Here is a 21240-nt window from a genome sequence, read left to right as displayed (position 1 = left end):
GAGCAGCGCCTCATTTCGCGGTGAAGGCGAAAGTGTTGACCTCGCCTTGGCTGCATTGGGCCTGGGCCAATGCGGCCCGGTACGGCACAGGAGGCGTGGCAAGCGCGTCTTTCACGATCTTGGCGCCGGAATTGCCGCCGATGGATATCGTCTCGGAGACCCGCTGCAATACGGAAGCCAGGGCCGGGCAGGCCGCATGGCTGACGTTGGTGAGCGTGACCGTGAACGCGGAGCCGAGCCCGGCGCCGCCCAGGGCGGTGGCAACCACTTCGACAATGCCATTGCGGCCGGTTCCGCTGCCGCCCAGTCCGTGCGCGATACGCGCCGACGCCCCGCTGCCCTGAACGGCCAGCACGCTGGAATCGCGCAGCGCGTTGGCCATGGCGCCGGTATCCAGCCCCGTATAAGGCGTGACGCCTCCGCCCTGGGCGTTGATTTTCATGCTGGCGATGAAGCGTTGAAGCTCTTCGCCGACTTTGGGCACCTTGTTTTCGATGACATAAGCCCCGATCGCGGGGATTCCGACGATCGCGATCAGTAAGACGATGGCCGTCACGATCGACACTTCCATCAAGGAAAATCCGCGTTGGCGCTTTGCGCCGGATTGAAACTTCAGAACCTGTTGCATCAAACCCTCCGTTGAATGAATGGGACACGCATGCGCGCGGGGATCCGGCGATGCGGCAGCGCGCGGCAAGCTATTGGCTTGCATAAAAATTGGTGAGCGCCCGGCGCAGTTCGTCGATGACGGCGTAGTGCCAAAGCGTGACGCCCAACACGGTTGCCAGCGACGCGATGAGAAGCGCCCAGCGCAGCGCCGCTGCCTGCCGCCGCACCCTTGCCAGCAGCCGCGATTCGACGCGTTCGCGGACCCGCGCCAGACCGGTCTCCAACCCCAGTGCATCCGTCATGTCGGCCATGTACCACCACGTTTCGTCATCCAGCAGCCCCGTGCTGAATATCTCGGGGCCAATGGCGCCGCCGTCGAGACGGCCCAACATCGATTGGAGGTGCGCGTGCATCCATGGCCGCGCATGCCGGGCCTGGACCGCCAAAGCGTGGCGCAGGCGGGTATCGGCGGCGCCGTGCTGTCGAACCAGCACTGATAGCAGGCAGAGGAAGCGGATGGCTTGAAAATCGCGGTACAACCGCCATAGCAGCCAGCGGTCGAGTCCGGCCCGGAATGCCCCCGCGACGTTAGGCAGCGACCACAAGCTCAGCAGCGCGATACCGACGCCAAGCACCAGCCACAGCAGCAGCCATTGCCGCAGCACCTGGGCCAAGGCGAACAATCCGCGTGTCAGACGCCCGTAGTCTTCCGCCGGCACCATCTGGAAGACCTGCTGCAGACGCGGCACGCTGAAGAACGGGATGGCGCACAACAGGGCAAGGGCGACCGTCATAGCGGCCACGCCTGCTGCCGCCGCCGACACCAAGGCCACCCAGGCGTCCCCACCCAGCCGCACCGCACGAGCCAGGTCGCGCAGCGCCTCGGCAAGATCGCCCCCCTCTTCCTGGACGCAAGTCAGCAGCAGACATTCTTCGGAGGGCAGCGTGCCGGACCACGCGACGCCAAGGTCGCCGCCCGCTTCCGGATAAGCGCCGGCCCAGTAATGCGACAGGCGCCCGCGCACAGTACGTAGCCCATAACGGCGCGCATCGTCCGCGAAAATATCGCGCAGGCTTTTGCGCCCCTGCGTGCCTTCGACCAGGTCCGCCAGATACTCGTAGTAGTCCGCGCGCCCGGACCGGAAGCGCAGCGCATCAAGGCGCGGCAAAAGGCGGATCATGCGCGCGCCTCCAGCCCGGTGCCGGTACGGGCGGATGTCGCACCCCAAGCCTGTGGCGAGATCGCGAGGTCGAATCGGCGCAGCAATGCCCTGGGGTCGACTTCCCCGGCATTCACTTTGTGCAGGGCGCAGTCCAGCGCCCGTATGCCACGCCCGGGGGCATCGCTTCCCGCCAAGCCGGCGTCCACCGATTGCGCGCTTCGCGCCAGGCCAAGGTTGTCGCGTAGGCGCACACGCTCCAGAAACCCCTCCACGCGGTCGGGTTCGATCAGCTCCGCTGCGACGCTGCGCCCTGCGATGCCGTTGAGCTCCGGTAATTGGGGCCTGCGGCAGGCGCCGCACCCCACCGTGTTCCTGACCTTGGCCGCCTGAGGTTCCAGCCGGTACGTCCGCTGCATCCCGGCGGCCCAGGCCTGCCAGTCCGGCACCGCATCCGGATGTTGCCTGCGCCCTCGCCACAAGCTTTCCAGCGGCAATGCGCATGCCGCGCATAAGCGAGGCAATAGCGTCTGGTAGACGAGCAGCTTCAGAATGCCCGGTGTCGCAAGAAAATCGCGCGATACGCCAATCGCGTCCGACGCCAGGCGTTCGGGGATCAGCGCCGCGGAACCCGCATGTGTCGTGGCGTACAGGCTGACGCCCGAACCCGCAAGATCCATGAAGGCGCGACCGGTGTCGACATCGCGGATTTCACCGATCAGCAGATCGTTCATGGCCGAGCGTTTGATGGTCTTGAGCTTGGCGTCAAACGCCGGCCAGGCGGATTCGGCCAAGGCGCTGCCCAGCGTATTTTGCAAGGCGTTGGCGATGACGTATTCGACCGGGTCCTCCAGCGTGATGACCTTGCGGGTGGCGGCGATGCCGCGCATCAACGTCGCGATAGTGGTGGACTTTCCCGATCCGACGACGCCCGCCAGCACGATGGCGCCCCCTTCGCGCTCACGGGCGCGCAGCAGGGTTTCGATCTGGGCAGGCAGATATCCCAGCGCGTGCAAGTCGCCATCGGCCGCGGCATCCAGGCGCAGGATGCGCAGGCAGACCGACGGCCCCGCATCAGTAGCCAGCGATGCCCACCGGAGCACCAGCGGCGCGGCGTCCACCGTCAGCGCGATACGCCCCTGCTGTTCCAGCGCAGGATCAAACACGGCGCCATTGCCGCCGCGCACATCCATCCATGCCACCGCCAGCACTTCCAGCAATGTCGCATTGGACAAGCCGGAAAACCGCTCGGTGGCGACGTATTCCCCGTTGATGGTGTAGCGGATGTCGCAGGCCTGGTGACGCCGGTTCACGTTGATGTGCACATCGCTCGCGCCTTGGGACACGCCCCAGCGCACGATATCCAGGAAGAGCGCGGCAAGGGCGGACGCACGTTCGGCTTGCCTGCCGACGCCTCGCGGGCTGCGGCCCGCTGCCGTCAATTGCCCGCGCGAGACCATCAGCAGCAAGGGCGCCGGCAGCGCGTAACGAGTCGGCTGGGCCAGCCGGTATCCTCCCGCGCGCACCAACCGCTCGACCTCGTCGATGGGATCGCCCTGAAGGTATTCCTTGACGGCGAAGATGACGGCATCGCCGCTTTCCAGCAGCACGGGACACAGCCGGCCGGCCAACGAGGCCAGATCGAATTCCCGGCTTAACGCCCGGGAAAAGGCCGGGGCCAGGCCGAAGATGTCGTCGGCGGAATGCAGTTCGCGCGGCAGCGATGCCGGCGCGGGCGTCAGGACGCGATTCATGGCCCGGCCCTCTCGGCGCTTAAGCAGGCGGTGTGAATCTTGGTGTCCCTGCGCAAGCGCACGCAAGCGCCTTCGATGGCCAGCAATTGGTAGCCGGCCGCGGTTGCCGAAATGGCCCCCGCGACGGGCGCCGCGCGGCCCGCCTGATAGCGCAGCATGGCGCCGTTGACGACCACGTCGGCGCTCAGGCGCCGGGCGACCCCGAATATCGCGGCCACGCGGATTTCGTCTGGCGCCCGGATGCTGGCTTCGGTCGAGGCGATAGACGCCGGGCCGGATTGGCAAATGCCGGGCATCCGGCAATCGGCCAGGGCGGCCGCGGCATCGGCGCGCAGCAGCGTGCGCACCGTCTCGACCTCGGACCACGCCTGCGCCTCGTCGGGCGACGGCGAATCGTGCGCCGACGGTGCGGACGCGGCGGCGGCTCCCGCGGCCATGACCCACGCGATGCCGACATAGAACGCCACGCGCCCCGGTGCAAACCTATTCCTGCTCATACAGTTCTCCATGCAATTCGGCGACCAGCGTGCTGGCGACCAGGCTGGGCTGGGGTTGTGGCTGCACATCCAGCGTCAGGCGCGACCAGCGCACTACGGGAAGGAGGCCGGGCAATAACGCGAAGGAACGCAATGGCCCGGACAGGCGCACCGCACGGCGCCGGACAGTCGGGCGGGTCACCACGGAAGGCGCAGGCGGCTCCACCGCCAGCGACGGAGGCAGCGGCATGGCCACGGCCGGATCCAACGCGACGGAAGCAAACGCCGGCTGCAACCGCTGCAGCGCCGCGACCAGCTCGGTATCCACGCGCAGCGCGGTCGGCAACGTCAACCGTGCCAAGGGCACGCCGTCGGCCGCGACGCGCCAAGACAGCGTGGCGGCGTCCAGCGGCTTGAATGCCACCTGCCACCCTTCGGGTAGCCGTGCATGCAGCAATTGATTCGTGGCAAGGGGATGTGCCCGCGCATAGCGCGCCGAACAACTCCAGGCCTTCTGGCCGGCATCGCACTGCGCGTGGCGTAGCGCCCACCCTTGCACCTGAATGGGGAGCTTTCCCACTGCACGCAGCAAACCGGAAAGATCGGTGGGCACGTGCGCGGGCGTGCCTTCCAGCATCGCCAGATAGGGGTCCACCTGGTCTGCCGCCTTCTGGGCAGGCGCTTCCGGTTTGCGTGGGAAGACCCGCGCCGATAGGCCATGCCATAGCGGCGGCGCAGCGGCGGATAGCCCCACGCATATCAGGAACAGGCGCAGGGCAAGCGGCATGGCGGCCCAACGGGACGGCAGCACGTTCAACCGCGCGCCGGATTCCACGGCCTGCGACAACGCTGCCCATACCAGATCGGCATCATGCTCTTCCAAGGCGGGGCGCTGTTCCCGCAAGCGCGCCTGCGCATGCAGCGCTTCGCTGTGTGAATCGAACAGCTTGTCAGCCTGCGACAGCACCGAGCCTTCTTGCGCCGCGACCAGCCAGTAACGCCCTTCTGGAAGCGGTATCAGGCAAAGGCCGCCCTCTGGGTACAACAAGGCATAGAGTTGCGCCGCAGCCTGGATATGAGGCGCCCTGCCACGACGCGACGCCGCCGCCTGCGGACCACGTCGCCAGGTTGAGCGCAGCCTGCCATAGCCCGCCACGGTGGCCGGCGACCCGCCGACGACGACATGGGTCGCCCGCAACCGCCGTCCACGGGCGCGAGCCAATCCGGACACGTCGGAGCCAATCAACACCAGCCAGTGCAAGCCGAACGCCAGCTTGCGATCTGCACCCGCGCAATCGACCAGGAGGAAATGGGGAGCTCGGTTCATGGCGCGGCCTCAGTACCCTTCTTCGACCTGCGCCGTGACCAGCACCAGCGTGGTCTCGCGCTCCTGGGCGGCGCTGTCTTGTCCGCCCGTAACCAGTGGCAGACCCGGCGCCAGGCGTTGGCGATCGTGCTCGTCCTGGCTACGGTCGAAGCCGGACAGGATGACGGGTTGGCCCGGCCGCAATTCGATTTGCTGGACGGTGCCGTTGCCGTCGATCGTGATCTGCTGGACCTGTACCTGGTTGCCGCGCTCTCCAAAAGTGATGGTCTTCAGCGGTTGTGCAACCGCGTTGTCGTAGGCAACGGACAGGAGGATCTGGCCGTCTTCCTGAATGTCCGGCAACAGCGTCAGGAAAGAACCCACGGTTTCTTCCTTCTGGCTGATGGATACCGCAGGCAACGACCCGTTCGCCCCACCCGCCGTCGTCCCCGGAACGGCGGTGCTTTGCACTCGGTCGATATACGAGAACGTGGTGCGGATTGCATGGGTGACCGGCCGGCGGTTCAAGGTCAGGACAGGCACTTTGCGATGCCGCACGATCGCGCCCATCGTGCTTAGCGCCGAGACGACCGCGCGCGAGCCGTCGAACGGCCCCTGGCCCACGCCAGCTTCGAGCAGGCCCGCCCCGATGGGTGCCGCCGCAGGAAAAGCCATGCGCGCCGAACTGCTTGCCGCGGCGTAAAGCGCGTTCCAGTCCATGCCGCCGGACGCCGATTGCCTGACGATGACGGTGATTTCCTCGAAGACCAGCCGCACGCGGCGCGTCAACGCCTTGTTCTCGCGGTCCAGATAGTGCGCAACGCGCTCCAGCGCCTCGGGCGTGTCGGTGACCACCAGCGACGATGCGCCGTCCACCGCGTCCGCCACCAGGCCCGACCGGGTCAGGAACGGGATGATGCTGGCGCGCAGAACGGCCAACGCGTTGTGTTCCTTCGCGGACAGGGTGGTGTTGGACGTGCTTTCGAACCCCTCCCCCTCTGCGCTGCCGGACCGGCCCAAACGCACATCGACCGTGCTGGCAAGCGACAGCGCTCGCACGTCGAACACCCGGGTTTCGGTGCGATAGAACTCAAGCGCGTCGCGGACGTAGCGCCAATGCACTGAGAACCGTGCGGCCAGCGCATCCAGAAGATCCGCAAGCGGCAAGGGCCCGTCGCGCACCTCGAAGCGGACGGCAGACGGCGCCGACAGCCCGGTATCCACGGCGAGGCGCGGCAGGAACTGTTCAAGCGGAAGCAAGGCGTCGGGGCGCACCCGAACCGGAATGCCGGTGGCGGCGCCCAGGCGCTGCGCCATTGCGGGCAGGTCGGCCTCGTCGGCGAGCATCAGCGTGGTCGGCACGTTCTCGCGCAGCGCCGGCGGCAGCGACACGGCACGCGCCAGCGGCTGCGGTTTGCCGGCTATCCACGGCGCGGCGACATCCTGCGCCGCGATGCGCGCCTGTCTGTCCGACAAACCCTCGGCGAAAGCCTGATGGCGATTCGCCAGCACTGCTTGCCGCTCATTGGCAGCCCGGTTCAGGGTCGTCACCTGCTGCGATGTAGTGCAACCGCCCAGCACCCCGCACGCCACCACGCACATCATCTGTTTGATCGTCATGCCCCGCCTCCTTGCGGCGATGCCGTGCGTGAGCAGGATTGGGCGAGCGGGACGACGCGCAGCACCTGGTTGCCGTAGAAGCACGGTTGCAACGGTTTTTCGGCCAGTTCGGTGGCGGCAAGCAGGTCGCGGACGGCGGATTTGAAGTCACCCGGAAAATCCGCGGACGCGGACAACGGAATGTCGACGTCTACCGCCCAATGCTGCGGTTGGAATGTCCAGCCCGAACCGTCTGCCCAACGGGCCAGTACCGCCCGAAGCGTGGCGTCCGGCGGGGCGGCACGATACGTCGCTGTCGCCGCGGTGGGCAGTGGCGGCAGGACCAACGCCGGAGCGGCTGCGACGGCCGGGGCCTCAACCGTTAACCGCCCGCCCGCCGCCAACGGCCCGTCGGCCGCCAGGGCCCCGACGCCCGGCGCCGCCAGCGGTACCGCGTGCACCGATGCGTCCGCGATGCGAGCCATGTCGTCCTCGCGCTCTGCCCTGGCCGCCAAACGTCCGCCTCGAAAGCGCAATACTCCCCACTCGCCCTTGACCACTACATACGGGTCGCGGCGCACATAGGGCAAGGCATGTTCGCCATCTCCGCGTACGCCGAACACCGCGGGCAAGGCCTGGCCGGGCGCGAATTGCAGCCAGACTTCCCGGCCGTTATCGAACACCTGGACAGGCGCGACGGCGGGGTCCCCTGACAGGCGCCAGTCAAATCGGAAACCGCCAGCAGCAGGCTCGGCCGCCTGCCACGAAGCGCCAGGGTCGCCTTTGGCCGGCCAGCTTGTGCAAGCGCCCAGGCTGGACAGGCTTGCCAACAGGAAGAGAATTCGAACCATGCCTCACCGCAAGCGAAGGGCGCACCGGAAGCGGTACGCATGAACGGCATGGTGGACGAGGGGTTGGCGCGCCGCCAGACTGGCATGTACGCATGGATGCTTTGATCCGCCCCCGGCGAAAGCGCGATAGACGGCCAAAAAAAACCCGGTCCTGGGACCGGGTTCTTGCGGTGGAACCGGCGGGCGTCAGCGCCGCCGGCTCAGGCCTGGAGGATCAACGCTGCGCGGCGATGCTGCGTGCCTGCGTCGCGGCGTTGTTCAGCGCCGACACGGGCGGCACCTTGCCTTCGAAGGCATCGTTCAGTTGCTGGTTCAGCACGGGTTCGATGCGGGTGTAGTTCGCCATGCGGAAGCCGCGGCTATTGCTGGCGGGACGCGAGCTCATCGAAGCAATCACGGCTTGCGCGCCCGGGATGCTCTTGTAGAACGACACGTCCGACGCGCGGAACGCCGCTTCGGTAAGCGGCAAGAAACCGGTGCGCTGGTGCCATTCGGCGGCGACGACCGGCTTGGACAGCCAGGCCAGGAATTGCGCAGTTGCCTTTTCTTCGGCTTGCGGACGGCCTTCGAGCGCCCACAGCGCGGAACCGCTGACGAACGGCTGGCCGGCAGACTTGGTGGCTTGATCGTAGTAAGGCACCGGCGCGACGCCGAACGACAGCGACTTGGTGGTCAGGAACGTGCCGAAAGCGCCGGAATTGGCGGTCAGCACCGCGCACTCGCCCTTGGCGAACAGCTTGTCGGCCGCGGCGTCGCCAGTGTGCGCCATGAACAGCAGCGAACGCTTCCAGCTGACCATCAGCGAGATATGGCGCATGTAGAGCGTATCGAACTGCATGGCAGGCGCCGCGCTCTTCTTGGTGATGGCGTCCAGTCCGTTGTTATTGCTGGTGAACTGCTGGCCGTTGATCGGCGCCAGGTTCTCCAGGTGGACAGTGACCTGATCGCTGGAGGCGTAGGGGCAATCGATGTCCGCCACGTCGCGCAGTTTCAGCAGTTCGGCCTGCAAGCCATTCCAGGTGCGCGCCGGATTGTTGGGGTCGAGACCCGCCTTCTTGTAGGCCGCGGTGTTGTAGAACATCACGGGCACTTCGGCCATCCAGGGGAAGGCGAGCAAGCGGCCTTTGCCGTCGCGCGTGAAGCTGCTGGTAGCCGGCACGAACCAGTTCAGGTCCTTGATCGGGTACTTGGCCAGCAATTCGTACATCGGCAGGATGGCCTTGTGCTGGGCCACGACTTCAGGCGAATGGTTGTCGGTCAGCTGGACCAGATTGGGCGCTTTCTTCGCTTTGGCCGCCGTGACGGCCTCTTGCTCAAGCGCGTCCTGCGAGGCGAATCCGCGCAGCTTGACGCTGACCTGGTCCTGCTCTTTGTTGTACTGCTTGGCCAGTTTTTCGAACTCGGCCTTGTTCGCGTCCGACAGCGTGTGCCAGACCTGGATTTCGACTGGAGCGGCATTCGCCACGCCCGCCATTGCCATGGCGGCGCCGAATACCCATGCACGCCGGCTGGCGAACATCGCGCGGGCAACGCCCGCCAATTGCAGATTCTTCATAGGTTCATAGACCAAGAAAAGGGAATTCCGGTTCTGGCCGCCGTCCGCTGAGCAGATCGGCCAGTGCCCGGCCCGAGCCAACACCCATCGTCCAGCCGAGCGTACCGTGTCCCGTATTGATATACAAATTGGGGATACGGCTACGACCGATGATGGGCACATTCGAAGGAGTGGACGGGCGCAAGCCCGACCAATAACTGACGCGCCCAAAATCGAGCGCGTCGGGAAAGAGTTCTTGCGCCAGGCGAGTCAAGGCTTCGCAGCGGCTGGTGTTCAGGCCCCGGGAATATCCCGAGAGCTCTGCGGTGCCAGCCATGCGCAGCCGGTCGCCCAGGCGCGAGAACACGATTTTGTGGCTGCTGTCCGTCAAGCTGACCGTGGGCGCGGCGTCGGGCTTCAGCACCGGGAACGTCGCGGAATAGCCCTTGGCCGGATAGACGTTGCAGGGGACGCCCAGCGGACGCAGCATATTGGGGCTGAAACTGCCCATGGCGACGACGTAGGCGTCGGCCGCGACCGAGCCGTATCGGCCATCAGGTTCAATGATTTCAACGCCTTGCACGGTGCCGCCCTGCGTCAACAGGCGCGTGGCCCGCGTGCTGTAGCGAAATTCCACGCCGGCGCGGACGCATCGTTCGGCCAGCGCGACCGTGAACAGATGCACGTCGCCACTTTCATCTTCGGGGGTGTAGTCGCCCCCGACAATCGTCTGCCGGTGCGGCGCCAGGGCCGGTTCGATGGCGATGACCTCGTCGGCCGTGACCACACGGCGCTCGACGCCGAAATCGCGCATCAGCCCGGCGGCCCGCTGGGAATTTTCGAATTCGTGCGGGTCCCGGTAGAAATTCAGGATGCCGCGTTCAAGGTGGTCGTATTCGATGCCGAGCTCGGCGCGCATGCCACGCAGGGTGGCGCGGCTGTATTCCGCCATGCGGACCATGGCGCGGATGTTGGGCGCCAGGCGGCTGGGCAGGCATTCGCGCAGGAAGGACAAGCCCCACATCCATTGCCGCCAATCCAGTTGCGGGCGGAATAGCAGCGGCGCGTCGTCCTGGAACATCCATTTGAGCAGCTTGAACGGAGCCTGCGGATTGGCCCAGGGTTCGGCATACGACACGGAGATCTGTGCGCCATTGGCCAGGCTGGTTTCCTGCGCGGGACCGGTGCAGCGATCAATGACCACGACGTCATGGCCGGCCTGGCTTAGCCACCAGGCGCTGGAGATTCCGATAATGCCGCTACCCAATACCGCTACTTTCATGCCCGCATTGCTCCTTGCGTGCCAAATCGGTCCGCGGACCCGATGTCCGCCCCCCCTGGCAAGCCGCTGCCAGGGCAGTTTACCCCGCCGATTTGCCTTCGCCTATGTCTAAAAGAAAGCCCCCACGCCGCGCACGCCTTGCGTGCTTGCTGCCCCCAAAGGGGGCGTTTTTACCTTGGGACGGCCCTGCGGTAAAAAAGCCCCCACGCCGCGCACGCTTTGCGTGCTTGCTGCCCCCAAAGGGGGCGTTTTTACCTTGGGACGGCCCTGCGGTAAAAAGGGGCGGAAGTCACGAAGCTTTTCCGCTTGTGAATTCCGCCCCCCATGCCTGTGCCGTTCGGTTACGACGCGGCTTTCGCCAGGTCGGCTTCGGACGTAAACGCGTCCGCGTAGAACTCTTCGGGCGGCAGACCGTTCTGCGTGCTGAACTCACGCCGGGCCGCATCCACCATCAGGGGCGTGCCGCAGGCATAGACCTGGTGGCCGGACAGGTCGGCGATGTCCTGCATGACGGCCTCGTGGACGAAGCCGGTGCGGCCCGTCCATTCGTCTTCCTGCAGCGCATTGGACACGACCGGAACATAGGTGAACCCCGGCAGCTGGCTCGACCAGGACTGCGCCAACGCGTCCATGTACAGGTCGCGCGGACGACGGCCGCCCCAGTACAGGGTGACGGGACGGTTGATGCTCTTGTGGATCATGTGTTCCACGATGGCCTTCACCGGCGCGAAACCCGTGCCGCTGGCCAGCAGGACAATCGGCTTGTCGCTGTCTTCGCGCAGGAAGAACGAGCCGAACGGCCCTTCCAGGCGCAGGATCTCGCGCTCTTTCATCTGCGTGTCGCCCGCGCCGAAAACGTGGTCGGTGAACAGTCCGCCCGGCATGTGCCGAATATGCAGTTCCAGCGGGCTGCCGGTGTGCGGCGCGCCGGCCATCGAATAACTGCGGCGGCGGCCGTCCTTCAGAATGACCTCGATGTACTGCCCCGCGTAGTAGCGGAACTGTTCCGAGGCGGGCAATTGCAGCTTGATGACGGTGACGTCGGGCGCCACGCGCTCAAGCGTCTGCACGCGCGACGGCAGCTTGCGAATCTGGATGTCGCTGGCCAGGCGGACCTCGGTGGACTCGACCACCATGTCCGACTCGGGACGGGCCTGGCAGAACAGCGTGTAGCCGTCCGCCAATTCCTCCGGCGACAGGATCTGGGCGGGATACTGCCCGGCATCGAACTCCCCGGACACCACTTTGCCCTTGCAGGTGGAGCACGCGCCGTTGCGACAGCTATAGGGCAGCACGATGCCGGCCGCCAAGGCGCCGTCGAGCACGGTCTGGCCGGGCTCGACCGGGAATTGATGCTTGCTGGGTTGGATGGTGACCTGGAAGCTCATGATGAAACGGTTCTGAGTTGACGCAGCGTCGTTCGGCTTGGCCGAAGGCGGCGCTGCGCCCGGCCCGGCGTCAGGCCGGGAACTTGCGGATTTCCTTGACGCGATTCGCGTCATCCACCAATACCACTTGCGGCTTGTGCGTGGCGGAATCTTCTTCGGACATGGGGCCGTAGGTGCAGATGATCAGCAAATCGCCGACCTGGGCCCGGCGCGCCGCGGCGCCGTTCAACGAAATGGCGCCGCTGCCGCGGGCCGCCTTGATGATGTAGGTGTCGAAACGTTCACCGTTGGTGACGTTGTAGAGTTCGATGCGTTCGAACTCGCGCATGCCGGCAGCGTCCAGCAGGTCTTCGTCGATGCCACAAGACCCTTCGTAGTGAAGGTCGGCTTCGGTGACCGTGACGCGGTGCAGCTTTGCCCGCAGCATGATGCGTTGCATGATAGAAATATCCTGGTTCGCGGCCCGGTCCGCGAAGCGTTGCTAAAGTGATGCCCGGCATCCGGTATTGCCGTTGGAACCGGGTATTCTATAATTTTTGCCGCCCCGAAGACGCCCTCGGGGGCCAGGCTGCTGCCGCGGCTTAGAAATCCAGCTCGATCTCGACCGCGTCGCCAACTTTCAGGCGAGCGCCAGCCGGCGCGTCCAGAATGGCGTTTTGGCCGAATACCACCCCGATCTCCAAGTTCCGGTAGCCCGCCAGCGTGCGACCGGGCTCGTCATGCTGCAAAGCCGTCCGCTGGTCGATGTCAGGGATCGAACACCGGGTGCACGGCTTGACGAACCCCATCCGGACACCGGCCGCCGTGATCATGGCGGTATGGTCTTCCTCGAAGGCTTCCCATTCGCCCTCGACCACGATATTGGGCCGGAAACGGTCCATCGGCACGGGTGCCACGCCCTTGGCCTGCAAGCGGGCGTTCAGGTCGTCAAGCGACGCCTGGTTGGCGATCAGCAACGGGAAACCGTCGGCGAAACCGAAGTGATGCTCGCCGGTGAAAGCCTCCGCCAAGTCGGGATGCGCGTCGGCCCAGCGAGACACCCAGTCAGGCTTGGCGTTGCGCTGCGCGGTGGCATCCACCTTCAACAAGCGGCAAGGCGTCTTGAGAAAGTCCGAAAACCACTGGCCGACGGCAGCGCTTTCACGCCTGGCGGAAATGGTGTCGCTCCAGACCGCCACGGTTTCCGACCCCGGCTCAAGGCCGGACTCGTCAAATGGCACATCCAGATCCGGCATGCCGGGCGCGGACAGGCGCAACGCGTCGGCCGTGAGCGCCGTGCGGATCAACGCCATCGCGGGCCATTGCCGCTGGGTCATGAACTGGGCGTCGTCCCCGACCAGCATCCAGCGGCGGTCGTTCGCCAATCCGGCACGGTCGATGGAAGACTCCGTCAGGTCGATACCTGCGCAGGATTTGATGGGGTAGATATGCAAGCTGAGGATACTGGCGGACATGGCGGCGGAAGGTCGGCGAAAGTCGGCGAAAGGGTCCGCGAAAGAATAGCAGACAGCGCGGCCATTTCCCTCGCGGCACGCTTCCCGGCGCCGGCATGAAAAAACCCGGGCCAGGCCCGGGTTTGGAAGGCGCCGCCAGCAGGTCGGCTAGCCGCCCACCAGCTTCAAGGTGTCCAACGGCGTCACGGCCTTGAAACCCTTGCGCGTCGCGATGTGCTCGGGACGCGGCGTCAGCCCGTACTTGGGCGGATTCAAGGTGTTTTCCATGCTGTTGTAGACCATGAACACGTTGGCCCGCGGCCACGGCGAGATATTGCTGTTCGAGCCGTGCATCGTGTTGCAGTCGAAGAACACCACCGAACCGGCCTTCGCCGTCATCGAGCGGATGCCGCCCTGCTCGACCAGCAGTTGCAGGCTGACCGGATCCGGTACGCCGTACTCCTGCTTTTTCAGCGACTGCTTGTAGTGGTCGTTCGGCGTCTCGCCGACGCACGAGATGAATTGCCGGTGCGAGCCGGGCACCAGCATCAGCGGGCCGTTGCATTCATTGTTGTCGGTCAAAAGCACCGAGCAACTGAGCGCGCGCATCGACGGCATGCCGTCTTCGACATGCCAGGTCTCGAAATCGGAGTGCCAGTAGAACTCCTTGCCCTTGAAGCCCGGCTTCATGTTGGCGCGCGACTGGTGAATATAGACCTCGGACCCGAGGATCTGGCGCGCCACGTTGACCAGCCGAGGGTCGCGCACCAGGCGCGACAGCACGGGGTTCAGCACGTGCACCATGAAGATGGAGCGCACGGCGTTGCTGCCGGGCTCGGTGATGGATTCTTCGCGGCGGACGATAGACGGGTCGCGCGTCATGCGCTCGACCTCGGTCGACAATGCGCGGATCTCGTCTTCCGAGAACAGGTTTTCCAGCAAAAGAAAACCGTCGCGTTCGTACTGTCCGACTTGCTCGCCGGACAGGGCGCTGGCGTACTGGCCGCCGTCATAGACCACCGGGTCCTGACGGGCGATGATGGCGGAACTTCGATCCGTACGTGAGGCGTACGGATCCTGCGCAGGTGAGATCATGCGAACCTCCTTTGTCTGGTTTCAGGCCGCTTTGGCTTCGGCTTCAGGCAGGGCGTAAACGCCCTCTTTGTCATGCACTTCCTGGCCGGTCAGCGGCGGATTGAAGACGCAGATGACGCGCAGCGGCTCCTTGCCACCGCACAGCCAGTGCTCGTCGTTTTCATTCAGGGCATAGACCACGCCAGGACCCAGGTCGTACTTCTTGCCGTCGGCGATGGTCTCGATGGAACCGTCGCCTTCAATGCACCACACCGCTTCAAGATGGTTCTTGTAGTGGATGTGGGTACGGCCACCCGGGAAGATGGTGGTCTCGTGGAAGGAAAAGCCCATTCCGTCTTTCTTCAGCAGCACGCGGCGGCTGACCCAGGTGTCGGTGCGGACTTCATCGGCGGTACCGATCACATCTTTGACGTTGCGTACGATCATTGGCGTTTTCCTCCAAATTTCAGGATTCGGGCAGACTGCCCCTCTTCTGCCAGCGCTTCGGCCACGCTGGCCTCGATCAGGTCCAGGCCCTTGCTTAGCAGCTCTTCCTCGATCGTCAGCGCGGGCAGCAGCTTCAGCACTTCGTCGTGCGCGCCCGAGGTCTCGATGACGACGCCCTTCTTGAAAGCGTTCTGCGCGATGCGGTTGGCCAGGGCGGGCGTGGCGTTGCACACCAGGCCCTGGATCAGGCCACGGCCACGCACCGACAAACCGGCATTGGGATAGCTGTGGACCAGGTTCTCCAGCCAGTCGCGGACCTGGCGCTCTTTGCGCTGGATCTCGGTGGTGAACGCCGTGTTGGCCCAATAGGTTTCCAGCGCCTGCGTCGCCGTGACGAACGCCAGGTTGTTGCCGCGGAAGGTGCCGCTGTGCGCGCCCGGCTTCCAGATGTCCAGTTCGGGCTTCATCAGCACCAGCGACATCGGCAGTCCGAAACCAGACAGCGACTTAGACAGGGTGATGATGTCCGGACGGATGCCGGCGGCCTCGAAGCTGAAGAACGTGCCGGTGCGGCCGCAGCCAACCTGGATATCGTCCACGATCAGCAGCATGTCGTGGCGCTTGCATAGCTTGTCCAGCTCTTTCAGCCAGCGCAGCGTCGCCACGTTGACGCCGCCCTCGCCCTGCACCGTTTCCACGATGACGGCGGCCGGCTTGTCCATGCCGCTGCTGGGATCTTCCAGCATGCGTTCCAGATACGCCATGGTGTCCACGTCCGGACCGAAGTAGCCGTCATAGGGCATGAACGTCGTGTTACCCAGCGCGTAGCCGGAGGCCTCGCGGAACTTCATGTTGGCCGTAACGGCCAGCGAACCGCCGCTGACGCCATGGAATCCATGGGTGAACGAAATCACGTTGGGACGGCCCTTGACCTGGCGCGCGATCTTCAGCGCGGCTTCCACGGCGTTGGTGCCGGTGGGGCCCGTGAACTGCAACGTGTACTGCCAGTTGCGCGGCTTGAGCAACACGCGATCCACCGTCTCCAGGAAACGCTTCTTCGCGCTGGTGGCCATGTCCAGGCCATGGACGACGCCGTCCGACTGCACGTACTCCAGCAGCTTTTCCTTGAGAACAGGATTGTTGTGGCCATAGTTCAGCGTGCCGGCGCCGCTGAAGAAATCGATGTACTCGGTGCCTTCTTCGTCAATCAGCGTCGAGCCTCGGGCCTGGCTGAATATCACGGGAAACGACCGAATGTAGCCCCGCACCTCTGATTCCATCCGGTCAAAGATTTTCAAGTCCATATGATTAATCCTCCCTTTTCATCTCATAAGTCGATAGACGGCCAGCGTCCCTCCGGATGCGTGGACGCATTCGGATCGGCAAAGCCATCCCGGTATTTCGATAAGTCCGTTGGGGTTGCGCCGCCCTATGGGGCGGGCAATGCGAACGGGCCTATCCTCAACAGCATCTCGTCTTCATGGTCCGCGCCTCCAAAAAGTTGCCGGTCGAAGAACGGCTGCTCGGAAACGTGGGCGCCAAGCTCGCCGGCCAGGCCGGTGAAGCTGCGGCGCGATGCCTGGTTGTCAGGCCCCACCGTGGTTTCAAGATGACGAACATGCGCGAGCTGCTTGCGTTGCAAGAGTTCGCGAAGCATGGCGCGGCCCAACCGGTGGCCGCGTGCGCGGGCGTGCACCGCGACCTGCCAGACGAACAACACGTCGGGCCGGGCCGGGATCACATAAGCGGAGATAAAACCGTCGATACGTCCGCCGGCACTTTCGGCGATGACGCAGGTGTCGCTGAATTGCTCGCAAAGGAGCAAATAGGCATAGAGGGAATTCAGGTCGAGTGGCGGGCACTCGGCAATGAGGCGGTGGATGGCGGCGCCGTCTTTGCGGTGGGGCAGACGCATCGTATGGGTCTGCGCGCCAACCGCCGGCGCCACGGCACTTGAGAGAGTAGGTGTATCCAGTTCGACTGTCTTCATGCAACGATTCCCGATTCTGGGGGTGCCCCGCCCGTGGGCACTTCAAGGATGGGCGACGACACATCGCTGTGTGCTTCCGCAGCGACTGCCTGGCCTTCCTGCTCCATCAGCGCCACGATGCGTTCCAGCGACAACGTGATCGTGGCTTGCTCGAGTTCCGGCAAGGCGTTCAGTGCGTCAGCCAGATGCTTCTGCAGCGGCGACGGCGCGCCCTGCGCCAATTCCCGGCCGGCGTCGGTGGCCGTGACAAAAACGATGCGGCGGTCTTCACGCCCGCGTTCCCGGCGGATGAACCCTTTGTCTTCCAGGCGATCCAGGATGCCGACCACCGTGCTCGGGCTGACGTGCATCTCGCGGCTGATGGCGGTGGCCGTCATCGGGCCGTTGGCCATCACCGTGCGCAAGCACATCAGTTGGGGCGCGGTGATGTGGCTGACCGCGGACAACTGGCGCGAGTGCAGTGCGATCGAACGCGTAATGCGGCGCAGGGCTCGCAAGATGCGCAGGTCGTACTGCTGTGTCGGATCGGAATGCGCGGGGCTGTTCATGGAAATAAGGGTTCGGTCAAATTGATTTCTACACAAATGATATGCGCACGATTTATTCGAGTCAAACAAAAATCGCCCTGCATGATGTAAATAAATAAACACGGAATTGCAGAAGATGACCGCAGGATTGCCGGACTTGACGTGGCTTCCCCCGGGCTGGCGCCCATCGCGCCTCTTAGTGTAAATCCCGATATAAAACATATGTTTTTTTGAAATAACAGGATCTATCATTTGTTTTTTATGACATCGACAGCCATGCCCCTGCCCTCCCACATCGCCCAGACGCTGCAGGAAAAACTGGAGTCGCTGCCGCCCGAACTGCAACGTGCGGCGCACTGGGTCGTGGCACACCCCGCCGAAGTCGGCTTGTGGTCCATGCGCCGGCAGGCCCAGGCGCTGGGCGTGGCGCCCGCCACCATGTTGCGTCTGGCGCGGGCAATCGGCTTTGCCAGCTACGAGGATTTCCGGCAACCGTTCCAACAGGCGCTTGCCGGCGCGGGCAACCCCGGGCTGCGCGACCGCGCCGCCGCCCTGCAAGCCGCCGCCGACGCCCCGGATTCGCCCGACGCCCCCGGCCACGACGTACTGACCGACTACCAGATTCAGGCCATGGGTTCGGTTTGCACCCTGAATCCGCCGGGCGCATTCGACGCCGCCGTGCAGACCCTGCTGAATGCGCGCCAGGTCGGTTTCCTGGGAACCCGGTCGGCGTTTGGCATCGCGTTCCAGATGCGCTACGCGTATCAGCTGGTGCGCCGCAACAGCGTGCTCATCGACGGCCTGGGCGGCGCGCCCGCCGAGCAGGCCGACAACCTGGACGCCGGCGACGCGCTGATCGTCATCTCGCAGGCGCCCTACCCCACGGCCACGGTGCAATTGGCCCGCCAGGCCGCCCAGCGCGGTGTCGCGCTGATTGCGCTGACCGACGACCCGCTGTCGCCGTTGGCCGTCGAGGCCCGGCACACGCTGCGCTTTGCGCCGCCCGACCGCGACGGCGTCCAGGCGCGGCCCGCGCGGCATGGGCCGGGGTCGTTCTTCCACACCACCGCAGGCCTGCTGGGCCTGGCCGAACACCTGATTGCGCGCCTGACGGCCCGCGGCGGCGCCGACGTCCTGAATCGCCTGACGGAAGTCGAAGCACGACTTCGTACCGACAACGTCTACTGGACCGCCCCCGCCTCGCGCCGGCCGGGCTGACCGCCCCTCTACCCCTCCCTCTCCCACGCATCACGGAAATGCCATGAGCCGAACCCACGTCCTGCATCGTTCTTTACGCCAGACGCCGCCTGTCGCCGTACACGGCCAGGGCGTGTGGATCCACGACAGCGCCGGCCGCGCCTATCTCGACGGATCAGGCGGCGCGGCGGTTTCGTGCCTGGGCCACAATCACCCCGACATCCAGGCCGCCATGCACGCGCAGATCGACGCGCTGGCTTACGCCCACACCAGCTTTTTCACGACCGAAGTTGCCGAGCAGTTGGCCGACCGCCTGGTGGCCGACGCGCCCGAGGGCATTTCACACGCCTACTTCGTTTCGGGCGGCTCCGAAGCCGTGGAAGCGGCGTTGAAGATGGCGCGCCAATACTTTGTGGAAACCGGCCAGCCGGAACGCCGCCATATCGTGGCGCGGCGTCAGAGCTACCACGGCAACACGCTGGGTGCATTGGCGGTGGGCGGCAATGCCTGGCGCCGTGCGCAATTCGCGCCGCTGCTGATCGACGTTGAACACGTCTCGCCCTGCTACGCCTACCGCGACCAGCGCCCTGACGAAAGCGCCGAGCAATACGGCGAGCGCCTGGCCGACGAACTGGACCAGACCTTTGAAAAACTGGGCGCCGGCACGGTGATGGCTTTCGTAGCCGAGCCAGTGGTGGGGGCCACGTCGGGCGCCGTGACCGCCGTGCCTGGCTATTTCCGCCGGATCCGCGAGGTGTGCGACCGCCACGGCGTGCTGCTGATCGCCGATGAAGTGATGTGCGGCATGGGCCGAACCGGCACGCTCTACGCCGTGGAACAGGAAGGCATCGTCCCCGACCTGATCACCATCGCCAAGGGGCTGGGCGGCGGATACCAGCCGATTGGCGCCGTGATGGCGCAACAGCGCATCGTGGACGCCATGCAGCAAGGCAGCGGCTTCTTCCAGCATGGCCACACCTATCTGGGTCACGCTATCGCCTGCGCCGCTTCGCTTGCCGTGCAGGACGTCATCCGGCGCGACAACCTGCTGGCGCGGGTGCGCGAACAGGGCGCGGGCTTGCGCCAGCGGCTGAAACACGCCCTGGGCGAACACCCGCATGTGGGCGACATCCGCGGCCGCGGCCTCTTCATGGGCATCGAACTGGTGCAGGACCGTGGCACGAAGCAGACATTCGACCCCGCCTTGACGCTGCATGCGCGGATCAAGCGCGAAGCCATGGCCCGCGGCCTGATGGTCTACCCGATGGGCGGGACCATCGATGGCCGCCAGGGCGACCATGTGTTGCTGGCTCCGCCCTTCATCATTTCCGACGACGAACTGGACCAATTGACTGAACGCGTGGCTGGCGCCATCGACGCCGCCATTGCGCAGGCCCGCGCGTAGCGCCCGCCTGCACGCGCGGCGAGGGGATCCGCCGCGCGCCGCCCGCCTTGCGGGCACGTGGTGATTCGCACAGGACGTCCCGCAGGCTCGCGGGGCGGCCCGACCGCCGGCAAAGACCGGCAAATCACGGGGAAAAACCCCATAAGGAGTTTGCATGACCACGTCCGTCAAACATCCCTTGGGCCATCGCAACGCCTGGACGCTTGCTGCGGCAGGCTTGGCCACGGCATTGCTGTCCATGGCGTCGGCGCCCGCCGCCGCCCAACAAAAGTTCGTCAGCATCGGCACAGGCGGCGTCACCGGCGTCTACTATGCCGCGGGCGGCGCCATTTGCCGCCTGGTCAACAAGGACCGCGCCACGCACGGGATCCGCTGTTCGGTGGAATCCACCGGCGGCTCGGTGTTCAACGCCAACACCATCAAGGCAGGCGAACTTGACCTGGGCGTCGTGCAATCCGACGTCGGCTTCAACGCCTACAACGGCGAAGGCCAATTCAAGCAAGCCGGCCCCTATCCCAAGTTGCGGTCCGTATTCTCTCTTCACCCCGAACCCTTCACCGTCGTCACCCGCAAAGACGCGAACATCACGCGCTTCGAGGATTTGAAGGGCAAGCGCTTCAACGTCGGCAACCCGGGCTCGGGCACGCGCGCGTCGATGGAGGAGCTGTTGGCCACGATGGGGTGGACGCTGAAGGACTTCTCGCTGGCCTCGGAACTGCGCCCCGACGAGCACGGCTCCGCCGTATGCGATGGCAAGATCGACGGCTTCTTCTATGGCGTGGGCCACCCGTCGGCCAACATCCAGGACCCCACCACCAGCTGCGGCGCCAAGCTGGTCTCGCTGACCGGCCCGGCGGTGGACAAGCTGGTTGAGAAGTACCCCTACTACGCCCACGCCACGATCCCGGGCGGGCTGTATCCGAACAACCCGACCGAAACCAAGACGTACGGCGTCACGGCGACGTTCGTCACCTCCGCCGACGTGCCGGACGCCACGGTCTACACCGTGGTCAAGGCCGTGTTCGACAACTTCGACGACTTCAAGAAGTTGCATCCGGCATTCGCCAACCTGAAGCCGGCCGACATGGTGAAGAACGGTCTGTCGGCGCCGCTGCATCCCGGGGCTGAAAAGTACTTCAAGGAAAAGGGCCTGCTGTAAGGCCTCTGGCCAGCGCGCGTCCGCTACGCGCCTGGACTCATCGCGCGCC

Annotated in this window: 20 protein-coding genes; 3 read left to right on the top strand and 17 right to left on the bottom strand. The window is 65.3% G+C overall.

From position 1 onward, the window contains the following. Nucleotides 1-10: 10 nt before the first annotated feature. The 17 genes from ACE039_RS24070 to ACE039_RS23990 all read right to left on the bottom strand — a co-directional run bounded on the left by ACE039_RS24070 (nucleotide 11) and on the right by ACE039_RS23990 (nucleotide 17451). Nucleotides 11-628 (bottom strand): type 4 pilus major pilin, encoded by a 618-nt coding sequence (locus tag ACE039_RS24070; RefSeq protein ID WP_485823517.1) that lies wholly within the window; start codon nucleotides 626-628, stop codon nucleotides 11-13. A gap of 70 nt (nucleotides 629-698) precedes the next feature. Further along, a complete protein-coding gene (locus ACE039_RS24065) occupies nucleotides 699-1790 on the bottom strand; it encodes a hypothetical protein (RefSeq protein ID WP_485823516.1) in 1092 nt (363 codons plus the stop codon). Continuing rightward, the gene (locus ACE039_RS24060; protein WP_485823515.1) at nucleotides 1787-3523 is read right to left on the bottom strand and encodes an ATPase, T2SS/T4P/T4SS family; all 1737 of its coding nucleotides are present in this window, start codon (nucleotides 3521-3523) and stop codon (nucleotides 1787-1789) included. Before ACE039_RS24060 ends, ACE039_RS24065 begins: the two co-directional genes overlap by 4 nt. Continuing rightward, nucleotides 3520-4020, bottom strand: a complete 501-nt coding sequence (locus tag ACE039_RS24055) for a hypothetical protein (RefSeq protein ID WP_485823514.1) — start codon at nucleotides 4018-4020, stop codon at nucleotides 3520-3522. Before ACE039_RS24055 ends, ACE039_RS24060 begins: the two co-directional genes overlap by 4 nt. Next, a complete protein-coding gene (locus ACE039_RS24050; protein ID WP_485823513.1) occupies nucleotides 4007-5326 on the bottom strand; it encodes a type IV pilus inner membrane component PilO in 1320 nt (439 codons plus the stop codon). Before ACE039_RS24050 ends, ACE039_RS24055 begins: the two co-directional genes overlap by 14 nt. Before the next feature lie 9 nt (nucleotides 5327-5335). Beyond that, nucleotides 5336-6925: a hypothetical protein gene (locus ACE039_RS24045; RefSeq protein ID WP_485811675.1), complete on the bottom strand. Its 1590-nt coding sequence runs from the start codon at nucleotides 6923-6925 to the stop codon at nucleotides 5336-5338. Next, on the bottom strand, nucleotides 6922-7755 hold the full coding sequence (locus ACE039_RS24040) for a TrbG/VirB9 family P-type conjugative transfer protein (RefSeq protein WP_448708052.1): 834 nt from the start codon (nucleotides 7753-7755) through the stop codon (nucleotides 6922-6924). The genes ACE039_RS24045 and ACE039_RS24040 overlap by 4 nt, the downstream gene beginning before the upstream one ends. Before the next feature lie 214 nt (nucleotides 7756-7969). Then, nucleotides 7970-9310 carry an extracellular solute-binding protein gene (locus tag ACE039_RS24035; protein ID WP_485823512.1) on the bottom strand — a complete coding sequence of 447 codons (1341 nt, stop codon included), beginning with the start codon at nucleotides 9308-9310 and terminating at the stop codon, nucleotides 7970-7972. Nucleotides 9311-9314: 4 nt separating this feature from the next. Beyond that, nucleotides 9315-10571 carry a D-amino acid dehydrogenase gene (locus ACE039_RS24030; RefSeq protein ID WP_485823511.1) on the bottom strand — a complete coding sequence of 419 codons (1257 nt, stop codon included), beginning with the start codon at nucleotides 10569-10571 and terminating at the stop codon, nucleotides 9315-9317. Between the two features lie 341 nt (nucleotides 10572-10912). Continuing rightward, a complete protein-coding gene (locus ACE039_RS24025; protein ID WP_485823510.1) occupies nucleotides 10913-11959 on the bottom strand; it encodes a CDP-6-deoxy-delta-3,4-glucoseen reductase in 1047 nt (348 codons plus the stop codon). Between the two features lie 70 nt (nucleotides 11960-12029). Further along, nucleotides 12030-12398 (bottom strand): aspartate 1-decarboxylase, encoded by a 369-nt coding sequence (panD, locus tag ACE039_RS24020; RefSeq protein WP_050446262.1) that lies wholly within the window; start codon nucleotides 12396-12398, stop codon nucleotides 12030-12032. 142 nt (nucleotides 12399-12540) lie between these two features. Continuing rightward, nucleotides 12541-13413: an MOSC domain-containing protein gene (locus tag ACE039_RS24015; RefSeq protein WP_485823509.1), complete on the bottom strand. Its 873-nt coding sequence runs from the start codon at nucleotides 13411-13413 to the stop codon at nucleotides 12541-12543. A gap of 147 nt (nucleotides 13414-13560) precedes the next feature. Then, nucleotides 13561-14487, bottom strand: a complete 927-nt coding sequence (gene thpD, locus ACE039_RS24010; RefSeq protein WP_310033269.1) for an ectoine hydroxylase — start codon at nucleotides 14485-14487, stop codon at nucleotides 13561-13563. 21 nt (nucleotides 14488-14508) lie between these two features. Then, nucleotides 14509-14913 (bottom strand): ectoine synthase, encoded by a 405-nt coding sequence (locus tag ACE039_RS24005; protein ID WP_054427419.1) that lies wholly within the window; start codon nucleotides 14911-14913, stop codon nucleotides 14509-14511. Next, on the bottom strand, nucleotides 14910-16217 hold the full coding sequence (ectB, locus tag ACE039_RS24000) for a diaminobutyrate--2-oxoglutarate transaminase (protein ID WP_448708047.1): 1308 nt from the start codon (nucleotides 16215-16217) through the stop codon (nucleotides 14910-14912). Before ectB ends, ACE039_RS24005 begins: the two co-directional genes overlap by 4 nt. A 125-nt stretch (nucleotides 16218-16342) precedes the next feature. Further along, nucleotides 16343-16903 (bottom strand): diaminobutyrate acetyltransferase, encoded by a 561-nt coding sequence (gene ectA, locus ACE039_RS23995; RefSeq protein WP_105560000.1) that lies wholly within the window; start codon nucleotides 16901-16903, stop codon nucleotides 16343-16345. After that, on the bottom strand, nucleotides 16900-17451 hold the full coding sequence (locus ACE039_RS23990; RefSeq protein ID WP_105560001.1) for a MarR family winged helix-turn-helix transcriptional regulator: 552 nt from the start codon (nucleotides 17449-17451) through the stop codon (nucleotides 16900-16902). Before ACE039_RS23990 ends, ectA begins: the two co-directional genes overlap by 4 nt. Nucleotides 17452-17706: 255 nt before the next feature. On the opposite strand from ACE039_RS23990, the gene ACE039_RS23985 reads away from it, so the two are divergent. The 3 genes from ACE039_RS23985 to ACE039_RS23975 all read left to right on the top strand — a co-directional run bounded on the left by ACE039_RS23985 (nucleotide 17707) and on the right by ACE039_RS23975 (nucleotide 21191). Further along, the gene (locus tag ACE039_RS23985; RefSeq protein WP_485823508.1) at nucleotides 17707-18648 is read left to right on the top strand and encodes a MurR/RpiR family transcriptional regulator; all 942 of its coding nucleotides are present in this window, start codon (nucleotides 17707-17709) and stop codon (nucleotides 18646-18648) included. Between the two features lie 43 nt (nucleotides 18649-18691). Further along, complete coding sequence (locus ACE039_RS23980) at nucleotides 18692-20032, top strand: aspartate aminotransferase family protein (RefSeq protein ID WP_485823507.1); 1341 nt, start codon at nucleotides 18692-18694, stop codon at nucleotides 20030-20032. Between the two features lie 154 nt (nucleotides 20033-20186). Further along, on the top strand, nucleotides 20187-21191 hold the full coding sequence (locus ACE039_RS23975) for a TAXI family TRAP transporter solute-binding subunit (protein ID WP_485823506.1): 1005 nt from the start codon (nucleotides 20187-20189) through the stop codon (nucleotides 21189-21191). Nucleotides 21192-21240: the final 49 nt, after the last annotated feature.

This window comes from Achromobacter maghribensis (assembly GCF_057334215.1).
Note: the sequence above shows the minus strand (reverse complement) of the source record. Positions and strands in the feature narration are given on the sequence as shown.

What these genes read in the sequence shown, in the direction of transcription:
- ACE039_RS24045 (WP_485811675.1), bottom strand. Translation starts at nt 6,925, where the DNA reads ATGACGATCAAACAGATGATGTGCGTGGTGGCGTGCGGGGTGCTGGGC.
- ACE039_RS24030 (WP_485823511.1), bottom strand. Translation starts at nt 10,571, where the DNA reads ATGAAAGTAGCGGTATTGGGTAGCGGCATTATCGGAATCTCCAGCGCC.
- ACE039_RS23990 (WP_105560001.1), bottom strand. Translation starts at nt 17,451, where the DNA reads ATGAACAGCCCCGCGCATTCCGATCCGACACAGCAGTACGACCTGCGC.
- ACE039_RS24040 (WP_448708052.1), bottom strand. Translation starts at nt 7,755, where the DNA reads ATGGTTCGAATTCTCTTCCTGTTGGCAAGCCTGTCCAGCCTGGGCGCT.
- ACE039_RS24055 (WP_485823514.1), bottom strand. Translation starts at nt 4,020, where the DNA reads ATGAGCAGGAATAGGTTTGCACCGGGGCGCGTGGCGTTCTATGTCGGC.
- ectB (WP_448708047.1), bottom strand. Translation starts at nt 16,217, where the DNA reads ATGGACTTGAAAATCTTTGACCGGATGGAATCAGAGGTGCGGGGCTAC.
- ACE039_RS24025 (WP_485823510.1), bottom strand. Translation starts at nt 11,959, where the DNA reads ATGAGCTTCCAGGTCACCATCCAACCCAGCAAGCATCAATTCCCGGTC.
- ectA (WP_105560000.1), bottom strand. Translation starts at nt 16,903, where the DNA reads ATGAAGACAGTCGAACTGGATACACCTACTCTCTCAAGTGCCGTGGCG.
- ACE039_RS24050 (WP_485823513.1), bottom strand. Translation starts at nt 5,326, where the DNA reads ATGAACCGAGCTCCCCATTTCCTCCTGGTCGATTGCGCGGGTGCAGAT.
- ACE039_RS24035 (WP_485823512.1), bottom strand. Translation starts at nt 9,310, where the DNA reads ATGAAGAATCTGCAATTGGCGGGCGTTGCCCGCGCGATGTTCGCCAGC.
- ACE039_RS23975 (WP_485823506.1), top strand. Translation starts at nt 20,187, where the DNA reads ATGACCACGTCCGTCAAACATCCCTTGGGCCATCGCAACGCCTGGACG.
- ACE039_RS24060 (WP_485823515.1), bottom strand. Translation starts at nt 3,523, where the DNA reads ATGAATCGCGTCCTGACGCCCGCGCCGGCATCGCTGCCGCGCGAACTG.
- ACE039_RS23980 (WP_485823507.1), top strand. Translation starts at nt 18,692, where the DNA reads ATGAGCCGAACCCACGTCCTGCATCGTTCTTTACGCCAGACGCCGCCT.
- ACE039_RS24065 (WP_485823516.1), bottom strand. Translation starts at nt 1,790, where the DNA reads ATGATCCGCCTTTTGCCGCGCCTTGATGCGCTGCGCTTCCGGTCCGGG.
- ACE039_RS24015 (WP_485823509.1), bottom strand. Translation starts at nt 13,413, where the DNA reads ATGTCCGCCAGTATCCTCAGCTTGCATATCTACCCCATCAAATCCTGC.
- ACE039_RS23985 (WP_485823508.1), top strand. Translation starts at nt 17,707, where the DNA reads ATGCCCCTGCCCTCCCACATCGCCCAGACGCTGCAGGAAAAACTGGAG.
- ACE039_RS24070 (WP_485823517.1), bottom strand. Translation starts at nt 628, where the DNA reads ATGCAACAGGTTCTGAAGTTTCAATCCGGCGCAAAGCGCCAACGCGGA.
- thpD (WP_310033269.1), bottom strand. Translation starts at nt 14,487, where the DNA reads ATGATCTCACCTGCGCAGGATCCGTACGCCTCACGTACGGATCGAAGT.
- ACE039_RS24005 (WP_054427419.1), bottom strand. Translation starts at nt 14,913, where the DNA reads ATGATCGTACGCAACGTCAAAGATGTGATCGGTACCGCCGATGAAGTC.
- panD (WP_050446262.1), bottom strand. Translation starts at nt 12,398, where the DNA reads ATGCAACGCATCATGCTGCGGGCAAAGCTGCACCGCGTCACGGTCACC.